Raw genomic sequence first — 14678 nt, forward strand, 5'->3', positions numbered from 1 at the left:
AGAGGAGTATCAGATAGTGGATGAGATGATGGCACGAATTTTTTTCTGCAAGTAGTCGAACTTGTACTCTTCGGATAATTCTATCCAGATTTTCTGGTATTTGCGCTCCCATTCTCGGTCGTAGCCGAAGTCTTTCAAGAACAACAAGATCATTTTTGCGCCATAAATGAGATGGGGGACGAACTTGGTGCTTCGTAAGACCTCCAGACCTTCATCGACCAAGCGGCGCGCCTTGGCAAGTTCCTGTCGATGGTATAGACAAAGACCGCGCGTAATAGTAAAGCTGCCGAGTTCACGCTGCATAGGGAGTTCTTGCAAGATCTCCTCAGAGCGTTGAATGACCTTCTCAGCCTCTTCAACCTTACCTATGAGCAGATACAAGAGGGTTTCTTCCGTTTGAAAAAAGAGTTGAAAGCCGGGTGAATTGACTCGCTCCACAACCTCCCTGGCAGGAAGCAGCTGTTTTTTTGCTCGCTCCCATTCTTTGGCTTGGGCGTAGACACAGATTGCGGTGATTTGCATCTCATCCTGATAATTTTTAGGCATACTTTTCGCGTTTTTCAGAGCCCATTGTAAAATTTCTAATGTTTTTTGCGAGTCAATTTCTGTCATATGGTATAAATGAAACAAATAAAACAGCTTGTCGGAGAGGGAAGTTTTATCCTCGACAAACCAGCCGAAGTCACCGCTAACAAACCGCAAATAGGTAGCATAAAAAGCGTCCATCTGGAAGCCAAGCACTTGCTGATTCGCATAGAGTGTCTGTAAAGCGGCCCCCATACCCATGCCGTGGTAGGTGGTTAGCATCCTCTGGATGTTCTCTGAGAAATCACTGGTTAATACGGATGGACTAGGCGATGGCTGCTCTTTTAGTGTAAGCCGATAGCCGACTCCTCGGACCGTATCAATCGTGAGCAGATGAGACCACTTTTGCAGTTTTTTCCGCAAGCGGTATATGTGATCGTCGACAGTACGGTCAGTAGGCTCTTCCAGCGGCCAGACGCGATCTAGCAAATCATTCCTTGAAAAGGCCCGGTTTTTCCATGTATACAGATATTGAAACAAGGCGTATTCCTTTGGCAAAAGGACAATCGTTTCCCCAGCATAATGGATTTGATACGTATCATCCGACCATGTTATCAATCCCATTTGAAAGACTCCTCATTTATATTGAACTTCTTCATTTTATTGTAAAGGGTGCCACGAGATACGCCGAGCAGCTCGGCTGCTGCTTTTTTGTTGCCGTATGTGCGCTCCAACGCTGCCACAATGCGCTCTTTTTCGTTCGCAGGCGAAGAAGGGTACGCAATCGACGGACGGATGATGGACGGCGGTGTCGTAGTCGGCGGTGCATACGTTCCCCCCATGGGGTTGTGCAAAGAGACATGTGTGGGTTCTGTGTGACTGCGAATGACAGACGGAAGATGCTCAGGCAAAATTACGCCGTTTTCTTGCAGGATCGACAGACGTTCAATGACGTTGCGAAGCTGACGGATGTTCCCAGGCCAAGTGTACTCGAACAACGCTTGCATGACTTCGGGAGAGATGCGTGGTACGGATTGGTCATGGGCCACAGAATACTCATGAATGAAAATTTGCACGAGCTCTGGCAAATCCTCACGTCGTTCGCGCAGTGGCGGGATTTCCAGAGAAAAGACGTTCAGCCGATAATACAGATCCTCGCGAAAACGACCGTCTGCAACCATTTGCTCCAGTTGTCTGTTTGTCGCCGCTACGATCCGTGTATTGACGGTGATCGGTTCTGTTCCGCCTACACGGTAAAACTGTCGTTCCTGTAAGGCACGAAGTAACTTGACCTGTAATTCTAGGGGCAGTTCTCCTATTTCATCGAGGAAAAGCGTCCCGCCATGCGCCAGCTCCAGCTTGCCAGGCTTGCCTTTTTTCTCGGCTCCGGTAAAAGCGCCGCCGTGATAACCAAACAGCTCACTTTCGAACAGTGCAGCAGGAATGGCACCGCAGTTGATCGCAATAAAAGGCTTCTCATGTCGGCGACTTGCCTGATGAATGGCTTGGGCAAACAGTTCTTTCCCAACGCCGCTTTCTCCATAAATCAGCACAGTCGCATCCGTCTGTGCCACTTTTTTAGCGGAACCAATAGCGGATTGTATCGAGGCGGAATGACCTTTGATTGCGTAAAAAGGATCGTCTGCTGCCTGAAACCGACTCATCTCTTGCTGCAAATTATGGAGATGGGCCGTCGTATGTGCTAATTCTTCATTGAGACGAACCAGCTCGGTAATATCCTGTTCGATGGAAATCGCGCCGATAATCTCACCCTCGCGGCGAATCGGTGCCGCATTAATGAGTACATGACTATCAGGACGAGGAATGTGATAGACACGTTGAACAGATGTCCCTTGGCGAAGCGCATCGAGCAGGCGAATTGATTCACTCGCGAAGTGCTCATCGAGCGAGGTTCCGACGACCCTGGCGTGATCGATTTCATAAATTGTTTCTGCTGCCCGATTCCAGTGTTGGACGACATTGCGGGAGTCTACGATTGTGACAGCCTCACTCATCGTATCCATCAAGGTACGGAGCAGGGCAGACTGGTTTTGGGTCAACACGACAAAGGCAGTCATGAGCTGGTAGGGCTCGACCATTTCCGTCGGAGTCCCTTGTTCATCCACGATGACGAGTGTCGGCAGATCAGAAACGCCCAGGCCAGCGAGAATGTGGCAGATAGATTGTTCGAGCGTAGTTGTAGAAGCGACGACGACTACTCTGCCCTTTCGTTCTTTATCCACCCATTCACCCACAGTTTCTCCTGTGCGTATTTTGACAATATCAGGTGGAATCGGAATCGCAAAGGAAGAGAGCGTACTGTCCAACGAAAATAACGGTTTCAAATTGTCACCTCTTATCCAAACTAACAGGGAAGGAATGGTTCCTGTTGTACATCTAATCAGAAGTGTACAAGAATAGACACGTAATGTACATATGTGTTAAATGCGTCAGATAGACATCACGATAGCGCTTACGTGAAATAGTTGGCACGATTCATGCTTGTAGAAGTGGACAGAGTACGTTGAGGAGGAGACAGTCAACGATGGAACAAGCGATGAAGGATTTCTTTCTATTTTTATCCAAAAACAAAACCTTAAATTCTGCCGCAAAAAAGTGGGGCCTGCGCTTTGGAGCGAGCCGCTTTGTATCTGGTCAAACAATCGCGGAGGCAATCAACGCCGTACGCAAGCTGAACCAGCAAGGTCTGGTATGCACGCTGGATCACTTGGGCGAATTCGTGTTCAGCGTAGAGGAAGCAAACGAATCTGCTGACTATTGCATCAAGACGCTGGAAGCGATCCACCAATCTGGTGTCGATTGCAATCTTTCGTTGAAAATGACTTCGCTTGGTCTGGATATCAGCCGCGAGCTTTGCATGGACAACATGAGACGCATTTTGGATTCGGCAAAGAAAAACGGAAACATTTTCGTTCGTATCGATATGGAGGACTACGCACACAATCAGGTGACCATGGAGATTTTGAACGAATTACTGCAAGAATACGACAACGTCGGAACCGTTATTCAGGCGTATCTCTACAAAGCATCGGACGATATCGACAGCTTGAAGGACAAAAAAGTGAACTTCCGTCTTGTAAAAGGAGCATACAAGGAGTCTCCTGAAGTCGCTTACCCGAACAAGCCAGATGTAGATGAGAACTACAAAAAAATCATCAAGCAGCATCTGTTGAACGGCGGGTACGCTGCTGTGGCAACTCATGATGACAACATCATTGATTTTGTGAAAAAGCTGGAAAAGGAACACAGCATCCCGCGTACACAGTTTGAATTCCAAATGTTGTATGGTATTCGTACGCAGTCCCAAATTGACTTGGCTCGCGAAGGCTATAAAATGCGTGTTTATGTACCGTACGGAAACGACTGGTACGGATATTTCATGCGCCGTTTGGCAGAAAGTCCGGCAAACGTGAAATTTGTTCTCAAAGGGATGTTTACGAAATAAGTTTTGCGAAGTATACTTGACACCTTCGGAGATTCTCCGGAGGTTTTTATTTTATCTGGAAAGGTGATAGTCTTGTGAATTGTTGGATTATTTCGCTTACTCCTCCATATTCTTTTGACCGGTTGCTTCGGCGTCTAGAGACACATCCAGATACGCAGATACGTGTGAATAAAGAAAAAAATAGCCTACAGCGCGTCTTTCGTATCGGCTTACGGCCTGTTCTGGTCCATATGCAATTTATAGGTAGCTTGGAAGAACCGGCATTGCGCTACGAGACACAGGCGATTTTGTCCACGTCAGACCAGCAGTTGCTAGAAAAAATGATCCGCCGTACTTTTAGTGCCGATTTGGAGCTATCCGTTATTTACGAGCAGATGAGGGAGGAGAGTGAGCTCGCCATCTTGACTGAGCGGTTTCGCGGTCTTCGTCCTATGCTGGATACTGATTTGTTTCAATGTATGGTCAAGACGATCATCGGGCAGCAGATCAATCTGACCTTTGCAGCCAATTTGACGGAGAGGCTGGTTACACTTGCAGGCGACCCAGTAGAAAACCAAAACGGCGAGGGCATCATTGCTTTTCCGACACCTGACTCGGTAGCGAGATTAACTGTGGAGGATTTGCGCTCTCTGCAATTTAGTCAGCGAAAAGCAGAGTATATCATCGATTTCGCGCGTGCCATTGTGAATGAAACGGTAGATTTGGAAAGACTATGGACAATGAAGGACGAGGAAATCATTACGTACCTCACTTCGCTACGAGGAATTGGACGGTGGACAGTAGAGTGTCTACTCATGTTTGGAATGGGGCGTCCAGACTTGTTGCCTGCTGCTGACATCGGTTTGCGAAATGGAATTGTGCACCTTTATGGAATGAAATCGAAGCCAAATGAAAACGATATTCGCAAGCTAGGGGAAAAGTGGGCTCCATGGCGCAGTATCTATTGTCTGTACGTATGGGAAGCTGTGGGGGCGATCAAGAGAAAAGAGATGTTTGAAATGTAAAAACTTTCATTTTTAACAAAAGTTCAATAATTTTAAAAAATTAAAGGTTGAATAGTGAGTTAATTTTAAGTTATACTAATGAAAATTTTATTTTATTAAACAATATTGAGAGGATTCATATGAAAGAACTTACTACGAAAGAAACAATTACAATTGGTTTAATGCTGTTTGCCCTATTCTTTGGAGCAGGGAACATGATTTTTCCGCCAGCGCTAGGACAAGCTGCAGGAGATAATGTTTGGATCGCGATGGGCGGCTTTTTGATTACTGGTGTAGGTCTGCCTTTACTAGGAATCATCGCGGTAGGCTTGGCTGGAGGTAACTTGCAAACGCTGGCGTCAAGAGTCCATCCGATGTTTGCAGTCGTGTTCACGTTTATTGTTTATCTGTCGATTGGTCCATTCATGGCGATTCCGCGGACAGGTACAGTAACCTTTGAAATGGGCGTGTTGCCGTTTTTGCCAGAATCGATGAAAGGCAGTTGGGTACCGCTTTTTGTGACCACGGTCGTCTATTTTGCCATCACCTTCTGGTTAAGTCTGAATCCGAGCAAGCTGGTGGATCGAATTGGTAAAATCTTGACACCTGCTCTTTTGATCATCATTGGCCTGATGTTTGTCAAATCACTCATTTCTCCAATGGGTGAGGTGGGACAACCGATAGGCGCCTATCAGGATACAGCATTCTTCAAAGGCTTTGTCGAAGGCTATCTGACGCTGGATGCATTAGCTGCGATGGTATTTGGTCTGGTGGTAACAACGGCTGTTCGGGATAGAGGCATCACTGATCGTAAAAAAGTGATGTGGTCCACGATCAAAGCAGCAATTCTCGCCGCTACCGGACTTGGACTTGTCTATCTTGCCCTCAGCTATTTGGGAGCGACGAGTGTTTCGATTGCGAAATCGGAAAATGGTGGACAAATTTTGACCGGGGTCGTTCATCAACTGTTCGGTCCATTAGGCTCGCTACTGCTGGGAGCAGCTGTTACGCTTGCTTGCCTCACGACTTCTGTCGGGCTTGTCACTGCGTGCAGTCAATTTTTCTCCAGTCGGATTCCTAGCATCTCTTACAAGAACATGGCGGTAATTCTGTCTGTGTTCAGTGCTGCCGTAGCAAACGTAGGCTTGACACAGTTGATTACCTTCTCCGTTCCTGTCTTGATGGCGATTTATCCGCTGGCGATTGTTTTGATGCTGCTGACGTTTTTTGATCGATTGTTCAACGGACATCGTTCCGTCTATGTCGGTGCAATCACAGCAACGGCTGTCATCAGTCTTTTGGATGGAGCTTCCCAGCTTGGGGTGTCAATCGACTCGCTGACGCCGATCCTGGAACAATTGCCGCTGTACAAAGTGGGAATTGGATGGCTGGTCCCAGCTATTGCAGGCGCACTGATAGGGTTATTGTGGGCTAGTCTCACGCGAAGTGTTCCGATTGTAAGAGAAACGAAGTAAAGAATGAAGAGCGGGTGGGCTTTAGGTCCACTCGCTTTTTTATTGATCCAAACCATTTTGTCCTGCTATTACCAGCTGGATAGGACTTCTACCCGTCCACAACATGGGTGATCTATGTTACCATGGAAAAACGTAAATTGTCTGAACGGCATGTTTCATTTTATGTCGTTTTGAAAGAAGGGAGGTTATTGGCTATGTCCACGATGAAAGTCTTGGTTGCCGATGACGATCCAAACGTACGCGAAATTATTCGCCTTTATTTTGAAAAACAACAAATCGAGCTCATCGCAGCAACAGATGGACGAGAAGCTCTTGAGATGATGGAAAAGGAACAGCCGGATGTGGTCATTCTGGATGTCATGATGCCGCAGTTGGATGGCTTTGAAGCTTGCCGGGAAATCCGCAAGAAGTGGGATACGCCGATCATTATGCTGACGGCAAAGGATGAGGAGTTTGACCGTGTTCTCGGCTTGGAGCTCGGAGCGGATGATTACGTGACGAAGCCGTTTAGTCCACGTGAAATCGTTGCTCGTATCCGCGCGATTATGCGAAGATTGCAGCCAAAACCAAAAGTAGAAGACGAGGCAGCGCTTCGAACCTTTGTTTTTGAGCAATTGACGATTGATCTGGATAAACGGGAAGTGATCGTTGCCGGGGAAAAAGTGAGCTTTCGCCCGAAGGAGTTTGATCTGCTCGTTCAACTTGTCAAATCGCCGGGAAGTGTATGGTCGCGGGAGCAATTGCTGGAACAGGTGTGGGGATTTGATTATTTTGGCGATGTTCGAACGATCGATGTTCACATTAAAAAGATCAGACAGCGTTTAGATAAGCTCCCGTATGATTGCATTCAAACGGTTTGGGGGATCGGCTACAAGTTTGGGGTGGATAACTGATGCTTGGCATGTCGAAAAGTATCTACCGCAGACTGCTGGTCAGCTTTTTGGCTACCGTTTTGGTAGGGTTGGGGATTACAGGGATTGTTCTCTCCTTTTTTACGAAGGAGTATATTTACAACGCCAAAGAAGAAGAGCTTTTGCGAATGGCCAAAAAAGTAAATACCGCTATCCATAACAGCAATGAAGTAAACAAACGGCTCTTGGACAAGCTGGCAATGCTGGACGAGTCATTTGATACCCGCATCTGGTTATTTGATACAAAAGGAAAAATTGTCGCGACTTCGATGAAGGATGAGATGTTTACGGGCAAGTCCGTGGCAGTTTCCATCGCGGATAACGTGCTGAAGGGAAAAAGCGCGGTAACCGAGCTGCAAATCGAAGGTCTGGATGACCCGATGTTGTCGGTCTCCGTCCCATGGGGCGAGGGCGAAAATGTCTACGGCGGAATTATTTTGCACGCGCCGATTGAAGGAATTGAGAAAACCTTTGGTCAAATGCGCGAGTCGATTCTGTGGGCGACCTTGTTCGGGGTGCTTCTTTCTACGATCATGGTTTCGTATTTGTCATGGTCAATCTCCCGCCCGTTGCGAACCATTGAGAGAACAGCGGCTGAAATTGGTCGAGGGAATTATGCAGAGCGCGTCCAGGTCGATACGTCTGACGAGATCAGCGACTTGGCGCAAACGATTAATACAATGGCACAGAAGCTGGAGAAGGTAGAGCAGGAGCGTCATCATTTGGAGCAAGTCCGCAATGATTTTTTGGCGAATGTTTCTCATGAATTGCGCACGCCTCTCACGGCGATCCAAGGTTTCCTCGAGGCGTTGCAGGATGGCTTGGTAGAGGAGGAAGAGGCGCGACAGAAGTATTACGCTGTGATGTACACCGAAACGATGCAAGTGAATCGCTTGGTGGATGACCTGATGGACTTGATGAAGCTGGAGAACAATGAAGTAAATCTGGTTAAGTTCCCTGTCGATGTGGCAGATGTCATGAATCGGGTTGCTTTTTCCTTCCATCAAGAAGCAGAGGAAAAAGGGCTTCGCATGGGAGTAGAGGTAGAGGACGAGCTTCCGCGAATTTATGCCGATAAAGACAGGATCGCGCAAATTCTGAAAAATTTGGTGAAGAATGCACTCAAGTTTACGTCTGCTGGTGAAATCCGCATGCGTGCTTCGCTGGATGGAGAATACGTACAGATTCAAGTGATCGATACTGGGATGGGAATTGCAGCAGATGACCTGGACCGCATCTGGGAACGTTTTTTCAAAGTAGATCGGGGACGTTCCAAGAACAATAAAGGAACAGGACTTGGACTCGCTATTGTAAAAGAGCTGGTAGAGCTGCATGATGGCAAATGCAGAGTGGAAAGCTCGCCTGGGAAGGGCAGTACTTTTACGATATGGCTTCCTAGGATTAAGTCGGAGAACTAAATCATGATCCACTCAAAATGAATCCGTTCAAAATGATCATGGTCATACTTTTTTCATATTTTGATCATCGTTTTTTCCTACTTTCCTTACAGAATGGTTATCTTTGCCCGTTACGATATAGGTGTGACAGCGAGAAGGTCACGAAGCCAAGGAATGAAAGGGGAATGAACATGAACAAAAAGTGGTTCTCCATTGCGACTGTCGCATTACTCCTGTCTGGCAGCTTGGTTGCCTGCTCTAACACAACAGGAACACCTGAACCGGCGACACAACCAGAGGGCACGACAAGCGAAACCGCTCCGGGCTCCTCCACTTCTGATAGCGGACAATCGACCAATAGCTCGGTTTCGCAAGATCAGTCTACTCCGGATGCTTCAGCAAACAGCTCTGATGCATCGACGGACACAGGTTCGTCTACGGAAGCACCTGCGACAGATGCCAAATCTGATGCAGCGACCAGCACTGGATCGCCTGGTGCTGTGGGAACCGACAACAGCAGTTCCGCTGGACAGTCTACAACGACTGACGCCAGCAAAAAGTAATCATTCACGAACAGGAAACACGTTCGTCTGAACTCCTCTACTTCCCTCCCGTTTTATATACTTTGATGACGACTATTGGTCGTCTTTTTTTTGTCTAAGAAAAGTAGCTGTAGTGATGGGAAGTGCATTTCCAGTCTACGCTTCGGCTTACGCCCTACTGAGGGTGTGGACTGTCCGCTCCGAAATAAATGGCGGGAGCGCTTCAAACGTAGAAGTTTCATGAAGGATTTCATAAGTGAAGCTGAAATTCCCCGCCATTTATTTCAGAGCTGGGTGGGCTCCAGAGGCGCTAGGACTGGAAATGTACTTCTCCATTCGTAGCTTTTTAAAACCAGTATGTTCTTAATCAATAGTGACACAGAAAGCCTGAAAAATACTTTGGTGGTATGTGTTATCATTATCCAAAATCATACATAGCGGGAGGGAGAAGCATGATCACGTATCCATCGTTGAAAAAGGGCGCTACTATAGGGGTAACTGCACCATCATCAGGTGTACCAGAGTATTTGCATGAATTAATCAGGCTGGCATGCAGTCGTATGGAGAGCAGGGGGTATTCCATCGTTTGCAAAGATACAGTCTGGACACAGGAAAAAGCCAAGTCAGCTCCTGCCATAAACCGCGCAGCCGAATTCAACTCCCTGATGCAAGAGGAAGACGTCGATATCATCATCCCTCCTTGGGGTGGCGAGTTGCTGATTGAGATTTTAGACAAGCTTGATTTTGATGCCATGCAACCAAAATGGGTGTTAGGCTATTCGGATGTGAGTGCGCTGTTGCTCGCGATTACATTAAAAACGGGGATGGCTACGGCCCATGGGACGAATCTGATAGATTTGCGTGGAGCAGATATGGATGAGACGACGGCTATGTGGGAAACAGTTCTGTCAACGAAAAAGGGCGAGTCAGTCTTGCAGTACTCTTCTCCGATGTATCAAAAGGAATGGCAGCATACGAATCCTTCGCCGCATATCTTTCACCTGACGGAACCGACTGTATGGAAAACTACAGAGACTACTCCCCACGTAAATATGCAGGGACGGCTACTTGGCGGCTGTATTGATATCATTCGGCATGTGATCGGCACACCGTATGGGGACGTGCAAACGTTTCAAAAAGAACAGATCGGGAATGAAGCGATCATCTGGTATTTGGAAAACTGTGAGCTTTCAACGACTGATCTGCGCAGATCATTGGTACAAATGAAGCTGGCCGGATGGTTCGATCATTGTGCGGGGATCATGTTTGGGCGCAGTCCAGCGAATCAGACGGTCGATGGCTACACTGTGGAAGACGTCTATCAGGAACTGGCTGAAGAGCTGCAAGTCCCTGTCCTCTACGACATAGATTGTGGGCATATGCCGCCACAAATCACTTTTATAAATGGGGCATTTGCTGAAGTGGAGCTGTCTTTCGAAAAAGGAAGTGTACGGCAATATTTTCGTCCATAGCTTAAAAAACGAGGGCTTCCCAACGATTGGGAAGTCCTCGTAGCATGTAAGCAAACATGATTTTAGCTTTGCTTCTCGTTGGAATGGGGGAGAGGATGTTCCTCCAGCGATTCACGTTTATTTTTGGTACGCAAAGTGGACAAGGCGACACCGAGGAAAATAAATGAGCCACCAGCGAAAAAGCAAATACCCAAATGTTCATGCAGCAACAGCCAGCCTAAAAATGCACCGACAATGGGCTGAACAAAAAAGAACCCGGCCCCACTCCCTGCGGGCATCAGCTCGAAGCCTTTGTTCCACAAATAAAAAGCACCTGCGGTAGAAATCATCCCGATATAGAGGACGCCTGCCCAGATGTCCCAGCCAAATTGCCAGGAGATGGGTGTGACAGACAGCTCCCAAAACATGAGCGGACTCGTAAAGATGATGCCAAACAATGCTACGTAGGTAGTGACGAGCAGGGATGAATAGCGCTGCGTTGCCTTTTTGCTGAGAACGGTATACAATCCCCAGCTAATCGCTGCTAGGAACAAAATCAGGTTGCCTACGAGGGAAGACTGAGCGTCAGCTTGATCAGGAACACCAATGACGATGATGACACCAATCGTCGCTAACAAAATACCCGCTGCCTGCTTCAGATGGATGCGCTCCTTTAATAGCCAGACCGCAAAAATGGCAATAAAGGCAGGCGATGCGGAGGTAATCAAAGCACCCATATGGGCAGTAGACAGCTTGGTACCGAGAAATTGTGCGGCGATTGAGATCGTGACCCCGACAAAGGAGATGGCCATCAGCAGAGGATAATCTCTTTTCGCGACACGCTCCTTGCGAGCAACGATAAATGCCGCCAGCACGACTAAAGCAATGCAAAAGCGCAAAATCAATAGCGTGAACGGTGGAATCACTTCCAACACGACCTTGCTGACGACATAAACACCGCCCCAGATCGCTGCGGCGAGAGTCAGGCAGACAGCCCCTAAAAACATTTGCTTCCATTGTGATTGTGACATAACAAGTCCCTCCCGGAATCATGAATCTATCGTTCGAGCGTTATTCCGTAGCCGGGAGGCAGTAAGAGAACCACTTCCTCACCGACTAGGAGAGGAGGGAGGGCACATCATTTTCAAAAAGGCGACGGTTCATATCTTTCACCTCCTTAATTTGTACGGGGTAGCCACTTGGCTACCAGCAGCACCGGTTGTGTCAGACGACCGACTGGTGCCTCCACCTGACGATACTGCTCATAGCCAAGCTTCCCCCAGAAAAGAAGAGCAGGTTCGTTATGTGCAATGACACCGTGATGAACATGCTGACTGCCATGGTGGATGCAGTAGGCTTCCATGAGTGTCACTGCCTCTTTTCCAAAGCCCTGCTGCTGATAATCGGCATGCAAAAGCAAAAGACTAATCCAGCTTTTGGGATCGTTTTCACTGGAGAGGACGATATGGATGACTCCAATGATCGCACCTTCACGAGTAATAGCGAGCCAATGCCCGGAAGGTATGCTTATGGTAGCGTCATACTCGGCTTCCAGTTCAGCAAGACTTACTGCACTCGTGCCGTTTTGAAGCTGATTATACTTTGGATTACTGTTGTAGGTGGCGAGTAAATCGGGTAAATCCTCGCGCAGCAATTCGCGAATGATGAGCCGCTCACCTGTCAAAATGAGACTCATTGAGGTCCTCCGTACTTGCGGATAAGTCCAATCTGCCCGCCGTGGTAGCCCATATGATAGATCAGTCGGCCAAGTGCCTGACGGGGAGTCAATGTGGCAATCGGTGCTTCACAGGGGATGTCCCACGCGTCTTTTGGAAGGCCAGCCAAAGAATCCAGCAAGTGATGGTAGGCAGCATCTTTGAAAGCAAGCAAGGCAGACAAGTCGGTAAAGTTTCCTTCATCCTTCACAGGTCCAATGGTAGTGAGAGTGATGTCGGACGGGATTGCTCTTCCGAAAAACATCATACAGAATCGATATTCGACTTCCGCGATGTGATGAATCAAAAATCCGATGGAATTGGAGCCCGGAGCCAGCTTCCAGCCAAGCTCGGCTTCAACCAATTGGACGAGTGCATCCTGATACCGGGAGCGAGCAGTTTGCAAGGTCGGCAAAAGTTCTTGTTCGAACATCGAATCTTCCTTTCTAGTGTTTATTTATATTATAGGAAAAAGATCAGGAAAGAACAGCATGACCATTCGGAATATTTTGAATGAATGTTCACTCAGCAACCTGAATTCGTTATACTAAAGAAAAACAAGGAGTGAGAAAGATGGCTCATCGCTATCATCTAACTGTGCGTTCAACTGATATTGACGTAATCGGACATGTGAACAATGCCAAATATTTAGAGTACATGGAGTGGGCTCGTTTTGAGTGGATATGGGAGCAAGGATTTACGCTGGATGAATTGAGGCGACGGGCCATCATGCCGGTAGTGGCCAATATAAACATTAACTACCGCAAAGAATTGAAAATGCGTGAAGAGGTAACGGCGATTACTACGGTGGTCAAGGTGGGTGAAAAAAGCTTCGTCATCCGCCAGGAGCTGTACAACGCTGCAGATGTATTAGTGGCGGACGCCGATGTGACAATGGTCATGATCGATGCGAATACACGCCAATCTATTTCTTTACCAGTTGAGTTGAAAGAGACCTTACTTGTGGAGTTGGAGACGGTCAACCAAAGTACGGAGTGAAAATAAAGTGGACGGTTAAGATGCTACAAGCTTGCTATTTTTGAGCTCAACTAGGTCCTGTCTTAGTACAGCAATATCAGTTTTTATCTGCCGTACCTCCATTATTAGCACATCTAATTTGACAATCATCTTATCCTTACGATCCAAAATTTCACGAGTAACTAAGAGAAGTTCATTAATCCCTTCCAACAAAATATCGAGTTTCTGTTCAGACATGTCCCAACCTCCTTTTCATCCATTACAATGATCATATCAAAAGACAGAATCTCATGCAGATAGATTTTCGCAAAAGAAAGGAAGGGATAGCCATGCCCAAATTTACGACAATCCTATTTGATCTCGACGACACTCTCTTCGATTTTTCAGCTTGCTGGGAGAAAGGGATGAAGCAGACGATTGCGACCCATGCACTTACAGCAAAACTCGACCAAGAGAAATTCCTTGAGGCTCTGAGGCGCCACGGAGATGATTTGTGGATCGATGTTATTGCCAAGCGCTACGATTTTACGCAATACAGGAGGTTGCGTTTTCAGCGAGCTATGGCTGATTGTAACCGACAGATTGAAGTGGAGCAGGTCGACGATTTTCAACGCGCCTATCAGGTGGCATGTATGGACGCAGTCCAGCCAGATACCACTGTTCAGTCTACCATTGCGAGGCTGGCAGAAGAGCATACACTAGGGATTGTTACGAATGGTCCTGTCGATATGGCATTTATCAAGCTGGAGAGGTTGGGATTGTCTGCTTATTTTCCGCGGGAGCGGGTGTTTCTCTCCGAAATGATCGGACACCATAAGCCTGATCTACGCATATATGAACATGTTCGTGAAAAACTCGGAGTTGAGAGCAAACAGGTGCTGTTCGTCGGAGATACGTGGGAGGCAGATGTAGCAGGCGCGATGGACGCAGGCTTCTCAGCTGTCTGGATCAATCCACGAGGGAAAAAGCCTACTTCAGAGCATCAGCCACTCGCTGTCATTGAACGACTGGATCAGCTTTTGGCAATCTTGTAGAAAAAAGCAGCTTATTGCTCCATAGCCGCATAGCTTGCAGGCTGTTTTCGGTGGCAATCAAGCTGCTTTTTTTTCTACATATTTTCTTGCTCTTTTTGCTCCTAGCGTTTTGCGTACTGCTTTCTCATGAAAAGGATGAGAGAAACAATAATTAGCCCAATTAAAATCCCGATAACTTCTGGTTTAAGGCTATCTCCCCAA

General features: G+C 47.3%; 15 protein-coding genes. 9 read left to right on the plus strand and 6 right to left on the minus strand.

Translation table 11 applies throughout. From position 1 onward, the window contains the following. Positions 1-9: 9 nt before the first annotated feature. Positions 10-1149, minus strand: coding sequence for a winged helix-turn-helix domain-containing protein (locus ODZ53_RS21360; RefSeq protein WP_372679861.1), 1140 nt, complete (start codon positions 1147-1149; stop codon positions 10-12). Beyond that, positions 1140-2870 (minus strand): sigma-54 interaction domain-containing protein, encoded by a 1731-nt coding sequence (locus ODZ53_RS21365; RefSeq protein ID WP_372679863.1) that lies wholly within the window; start codon positions 2868-2870, stop codon positions 1140-1142. The genes ODZ53_RS21360 and ODZ53_RS21365 overlap by 10 nt, the downstream gene beginning before the upstream one ends. A gap of 200 nt (positions 2871-3070) precedes the next feature. Here ODZ53_RS21365 and ODZ53_RS21370 point away from each other — a divergent pair, with 200 nt between their 5' ends. The 7 genes from ODZ53_RS21370 to ODZ53_RS21400 all read left to right on the plus strand — a co-directional run bounded on the left by ODZ53_RS21370 (position 3071) and on the right by ODZ53_RS21400 (position 10771). Continuing rightward, on the plus strand, positions 3071-3991 hold the full coding sequence (locus ODZ53_RS21370; RefSeq protein ID WP_016738921.1) for a proline dehydrogenase family protein: 921 nt from the start codon (positions 3071-3073) through the stop codon (positions 3989-3991). A 74-nt stretch (positions 3992-4065) separates the two neighbouring features. After that, on the plus strand, positions 4066-4995 hold the full coding sequence (locus ODZ53_RS21375) for a DNA-3-methyladenine glycosylase family protein (protein ID WP_199927464.1): 930 nt from the start codon (positions 4066-4068) through the stop codon (positions 4993-4995). A gap of 119 nt (positions 4996-5114) precedes the next feature. Next, on the plus strand, positions 5115-6449 hold the full coding sequence (gene brnQ, locus ODZ53_RS21380; protein ID WP_372679866.1) for a branched-chain amino acid transport system II carrier protein: 1335 nt from the start codon (positions 5115-5117) through the stop codon (positions 6447-6449). 194 nt (positions 6450-6643) lie between these two features. Continuing rightward, the gene (locus ODZ53_RS21385) at positions 6644-7342 is read left to right on the plus strand and encodes a response regulator transcription factor (protein WP_064202315.1); all 699 of its coding nucleotides are present in this window, start codon (positions 6644-6646) and stop codon (positions 7340-7342) included. Further along, the gene (locus ODZ53_RS21390; RefSeq protein WP_372679868.1) at positions 7342-8778 is read left to right on the plus strand and encodes a sensor histidine kinase; all 1437 of its coding nucleotides are present in this window, start codon (positions 7342-7344) and stop codon (positions 8776-8778) included. Before ODZ53_RS21385 ends, ODZ53_RS21390 begins: the two co-directional genes overlap by 1 nt. Positions 8779-8948: 170 nt before the next feature. After that, the gene (locus ODZ53_RS21395; RefSeq protein ID WP_372679870.1) at positions 8949-9320 is read left to right on the plus strand and encodes a hypothetical protein; all 372 of its coding nucleotides are present in this window, start codon (positions 8949-8951) and stop codon (positions 9318-9320) included. A gap of 431 nt (positions 9321-9751) precedes the next feature. Further along, complete coding sequence (locus tag ODZ53_RS21400) at positions 9752-10771, plus strand: S66 family peptidase (RefSeq protein WP_372679872.1); 1020 nt, start codon at positions 9752-9754, stop codon at positions 10769-10771. 62 nt (positions 10772-10833) lie between these two features. Here ODZ53_RS21400 and ODZ53_RS21405 read toward each other — a convergent pair whose 3' ends face one another. The 3 genes from ODZ53_RS21405 to ODZ53_RS21415 form a co-directional block, all read right to left on the minus strand. Further along, positions 10834-11781 (minus strand): DMT family transporter, encoded by a 948-nt coding sequence (locus ODZ53_RS21405; RefSeq protein ID WP_372679874.1) that lies wholly within the window; start codon positions 11779-11781, stop codon positions 10834-10836. A 146-nt stretch (positions 11782-11927) separates the two neighbouring features. Continuing rightward, positions 11928-12446 (minus strand): GNAT family N-acetyltransferase, encoded by a 519-nt coding sequence (locus ODZ53_RS21410; RefSeq protein ID WP_372679876.1) that lies wholly within the window; start codon positions 12444-12446, stop codon positions 11928-11930. Then, complete coding sequence (locus ODZ53_RS21415) at positions 12443-12898, minus strand: DinB family protein (RefSeq protein WP_372679878.1); 456 nt, start codon at positions 12896-12898, stop codon at positions 12443-12445. The genes ODZ53_RS21410 and ODZ53_RS21415 overlap by 4 nt, the downstream gene beginning before the upstream one ends. A gap of 140 nt (positions 12899-13038) precedes the next feature. Between ODZ53_RS21415 and ODZ53_RS21420 the strand changes: the two genes are divergently transcribed. Next, positions 13039-13464 (plus strand): acyl-CoA thioesterase, encoded by a 426-nt coding sequence (locus ODZ53_RS21420; RefSeq protein ID WP_372679880.1) that lies wholly within the window; start codon positions 13039-13041, stop codon positions 13462-13464. Between the two features lie 15 nt (positions 13465-13479). Here ODZ53_RS21420 and ODZ53_RS21425 read toward each other — a convergent pair whose 3' ends face one another. Then, positions 13480-13680 carry a hypothetical protein gene (locus ODZ53_RS21425; RefSeq protein WP_372679882.1) on the minus strand — a complete coding sequence of 67 codons (201 nt, stop codon included), beginning with the start codon at positions 13678-13680 and terminating at the stop codon, positions 13480-13482. Between the two features lie 92 nt (positions 13681-13772). Between ODZ53_RS21425 and ODZ53_RS21430 the strand changes: the two genes are divergently transcribed. Next, positions 13773-14477: an HAD family hydrolase gene (locus ODZ53_RS21430; protein WP_372679884.1), complete on the plus strand. Its 705-nt coding sequence runs from the start codon at positions 13773-13775 to the stop codon at positions 14475-14477. Positions 14478-14678 lie beyond the last annotated feature (201 nt).

This window comes from Brevibacillus sp. BD137 (assembly GCF_041644655.1).
Taxonomy (GTDB): Bacteria; Bacillota; Bacilli; order Brevibacillales; family Brevibacillaceae; genus Brevibacillus; species Brevibacillus brevis_D.

Bases quoted from the DNA above. Each gene is read 5' to 3' on its own strand.
- ODZ53_RS21400 (WP_372679872.1), top strand. From the start codon at position 9,752: ATGATCACGTATCCATCGTTGAAAAAGGGCGCTACTATAGGGGTAACT.
- ODZ53_RS21405 (WP_372679874.1), bottom strand. From the start codon at position 11,781: ATGTCACAATCACAATGGAAGCAAATGTTTTTAGGGGCTGTCTGCCTG.
- ODZ53_RS21360 (WP_372679861.1), bottom strand. From the start codon at position 1,149: ATGGGATTGATAACATGGTCGGATGATACGTATCAAATCCATTATGCT.
- ODZ53_RS21385 (WP_064202315.1), top strand. From the start codon at position 6,644: ATGTCCACGATGAAAGTCTTGGTTGCCGATGACGATCCAAACGTACGC.
- ODZ53_RS21425 (WP_372679882.1), bottom strand. From the start codon at position 13,680: ATGTCTGAACAGAAACTCGATATTTTGTTGGAAGGGATTAATGAACTT.
- ODZ53_RS21430 (WP_372679884.1), top strand. From the start codon at position 13,773: ATGCCCAAATTTACGACAATCCTATTTGATCTCGACGACACTCTCTTC.
- ODZ53_RS21420 (WP_372679880.1), top strand. From the start codon at position 13,039: ATGGCTCATCGCTATCATCTAACTGTGCGTTCAACTGATATTGACGTA.
- ODZ53_RS21390 (WP_372679868.1), top strand. From the start codon at position 7,342: ATGCTTGGCATGTCGAAAAGTATCTACCGCAGACTGCTGGTCAGCTTT.
- ODZ53_RS21395 (WP_372679870.1), top strand. From the start codon at position 8,949: ATGAACAAAAAGTGGTTCTCCATTGCGACTGTCGCATTACTCCTGTCT.
- ODZ53_RS21415 (WP_372679878.1), bottom strand. From the start codon at position 12,898: ATGTTCGAACAAGAACTTTTGCCGACCTTGCAAACTGCTCGCTCCCGG.
- ODZ53_RS21410 (WP_372679876.1), bottom strand. From the start codon at position 12,446: ATGAGTCTCATTTTGACAGGTGAGCGGCTCATCATTCGCGAATTGCTG.
- brnQ (WP_372679866.1), top strand. From the start codon at position 5,115: ATGAAAGAACTTACTACGAAAGAAACAATTACAATTGGTTTAATGCTG.
- ODZ53_RS21370 (WP_016738921.1), top strand. From the start codon at position 3,071: ATGGAACAAGCGATGAAGGATTTCTTTCTATTTTTATCCAAAAACAAA.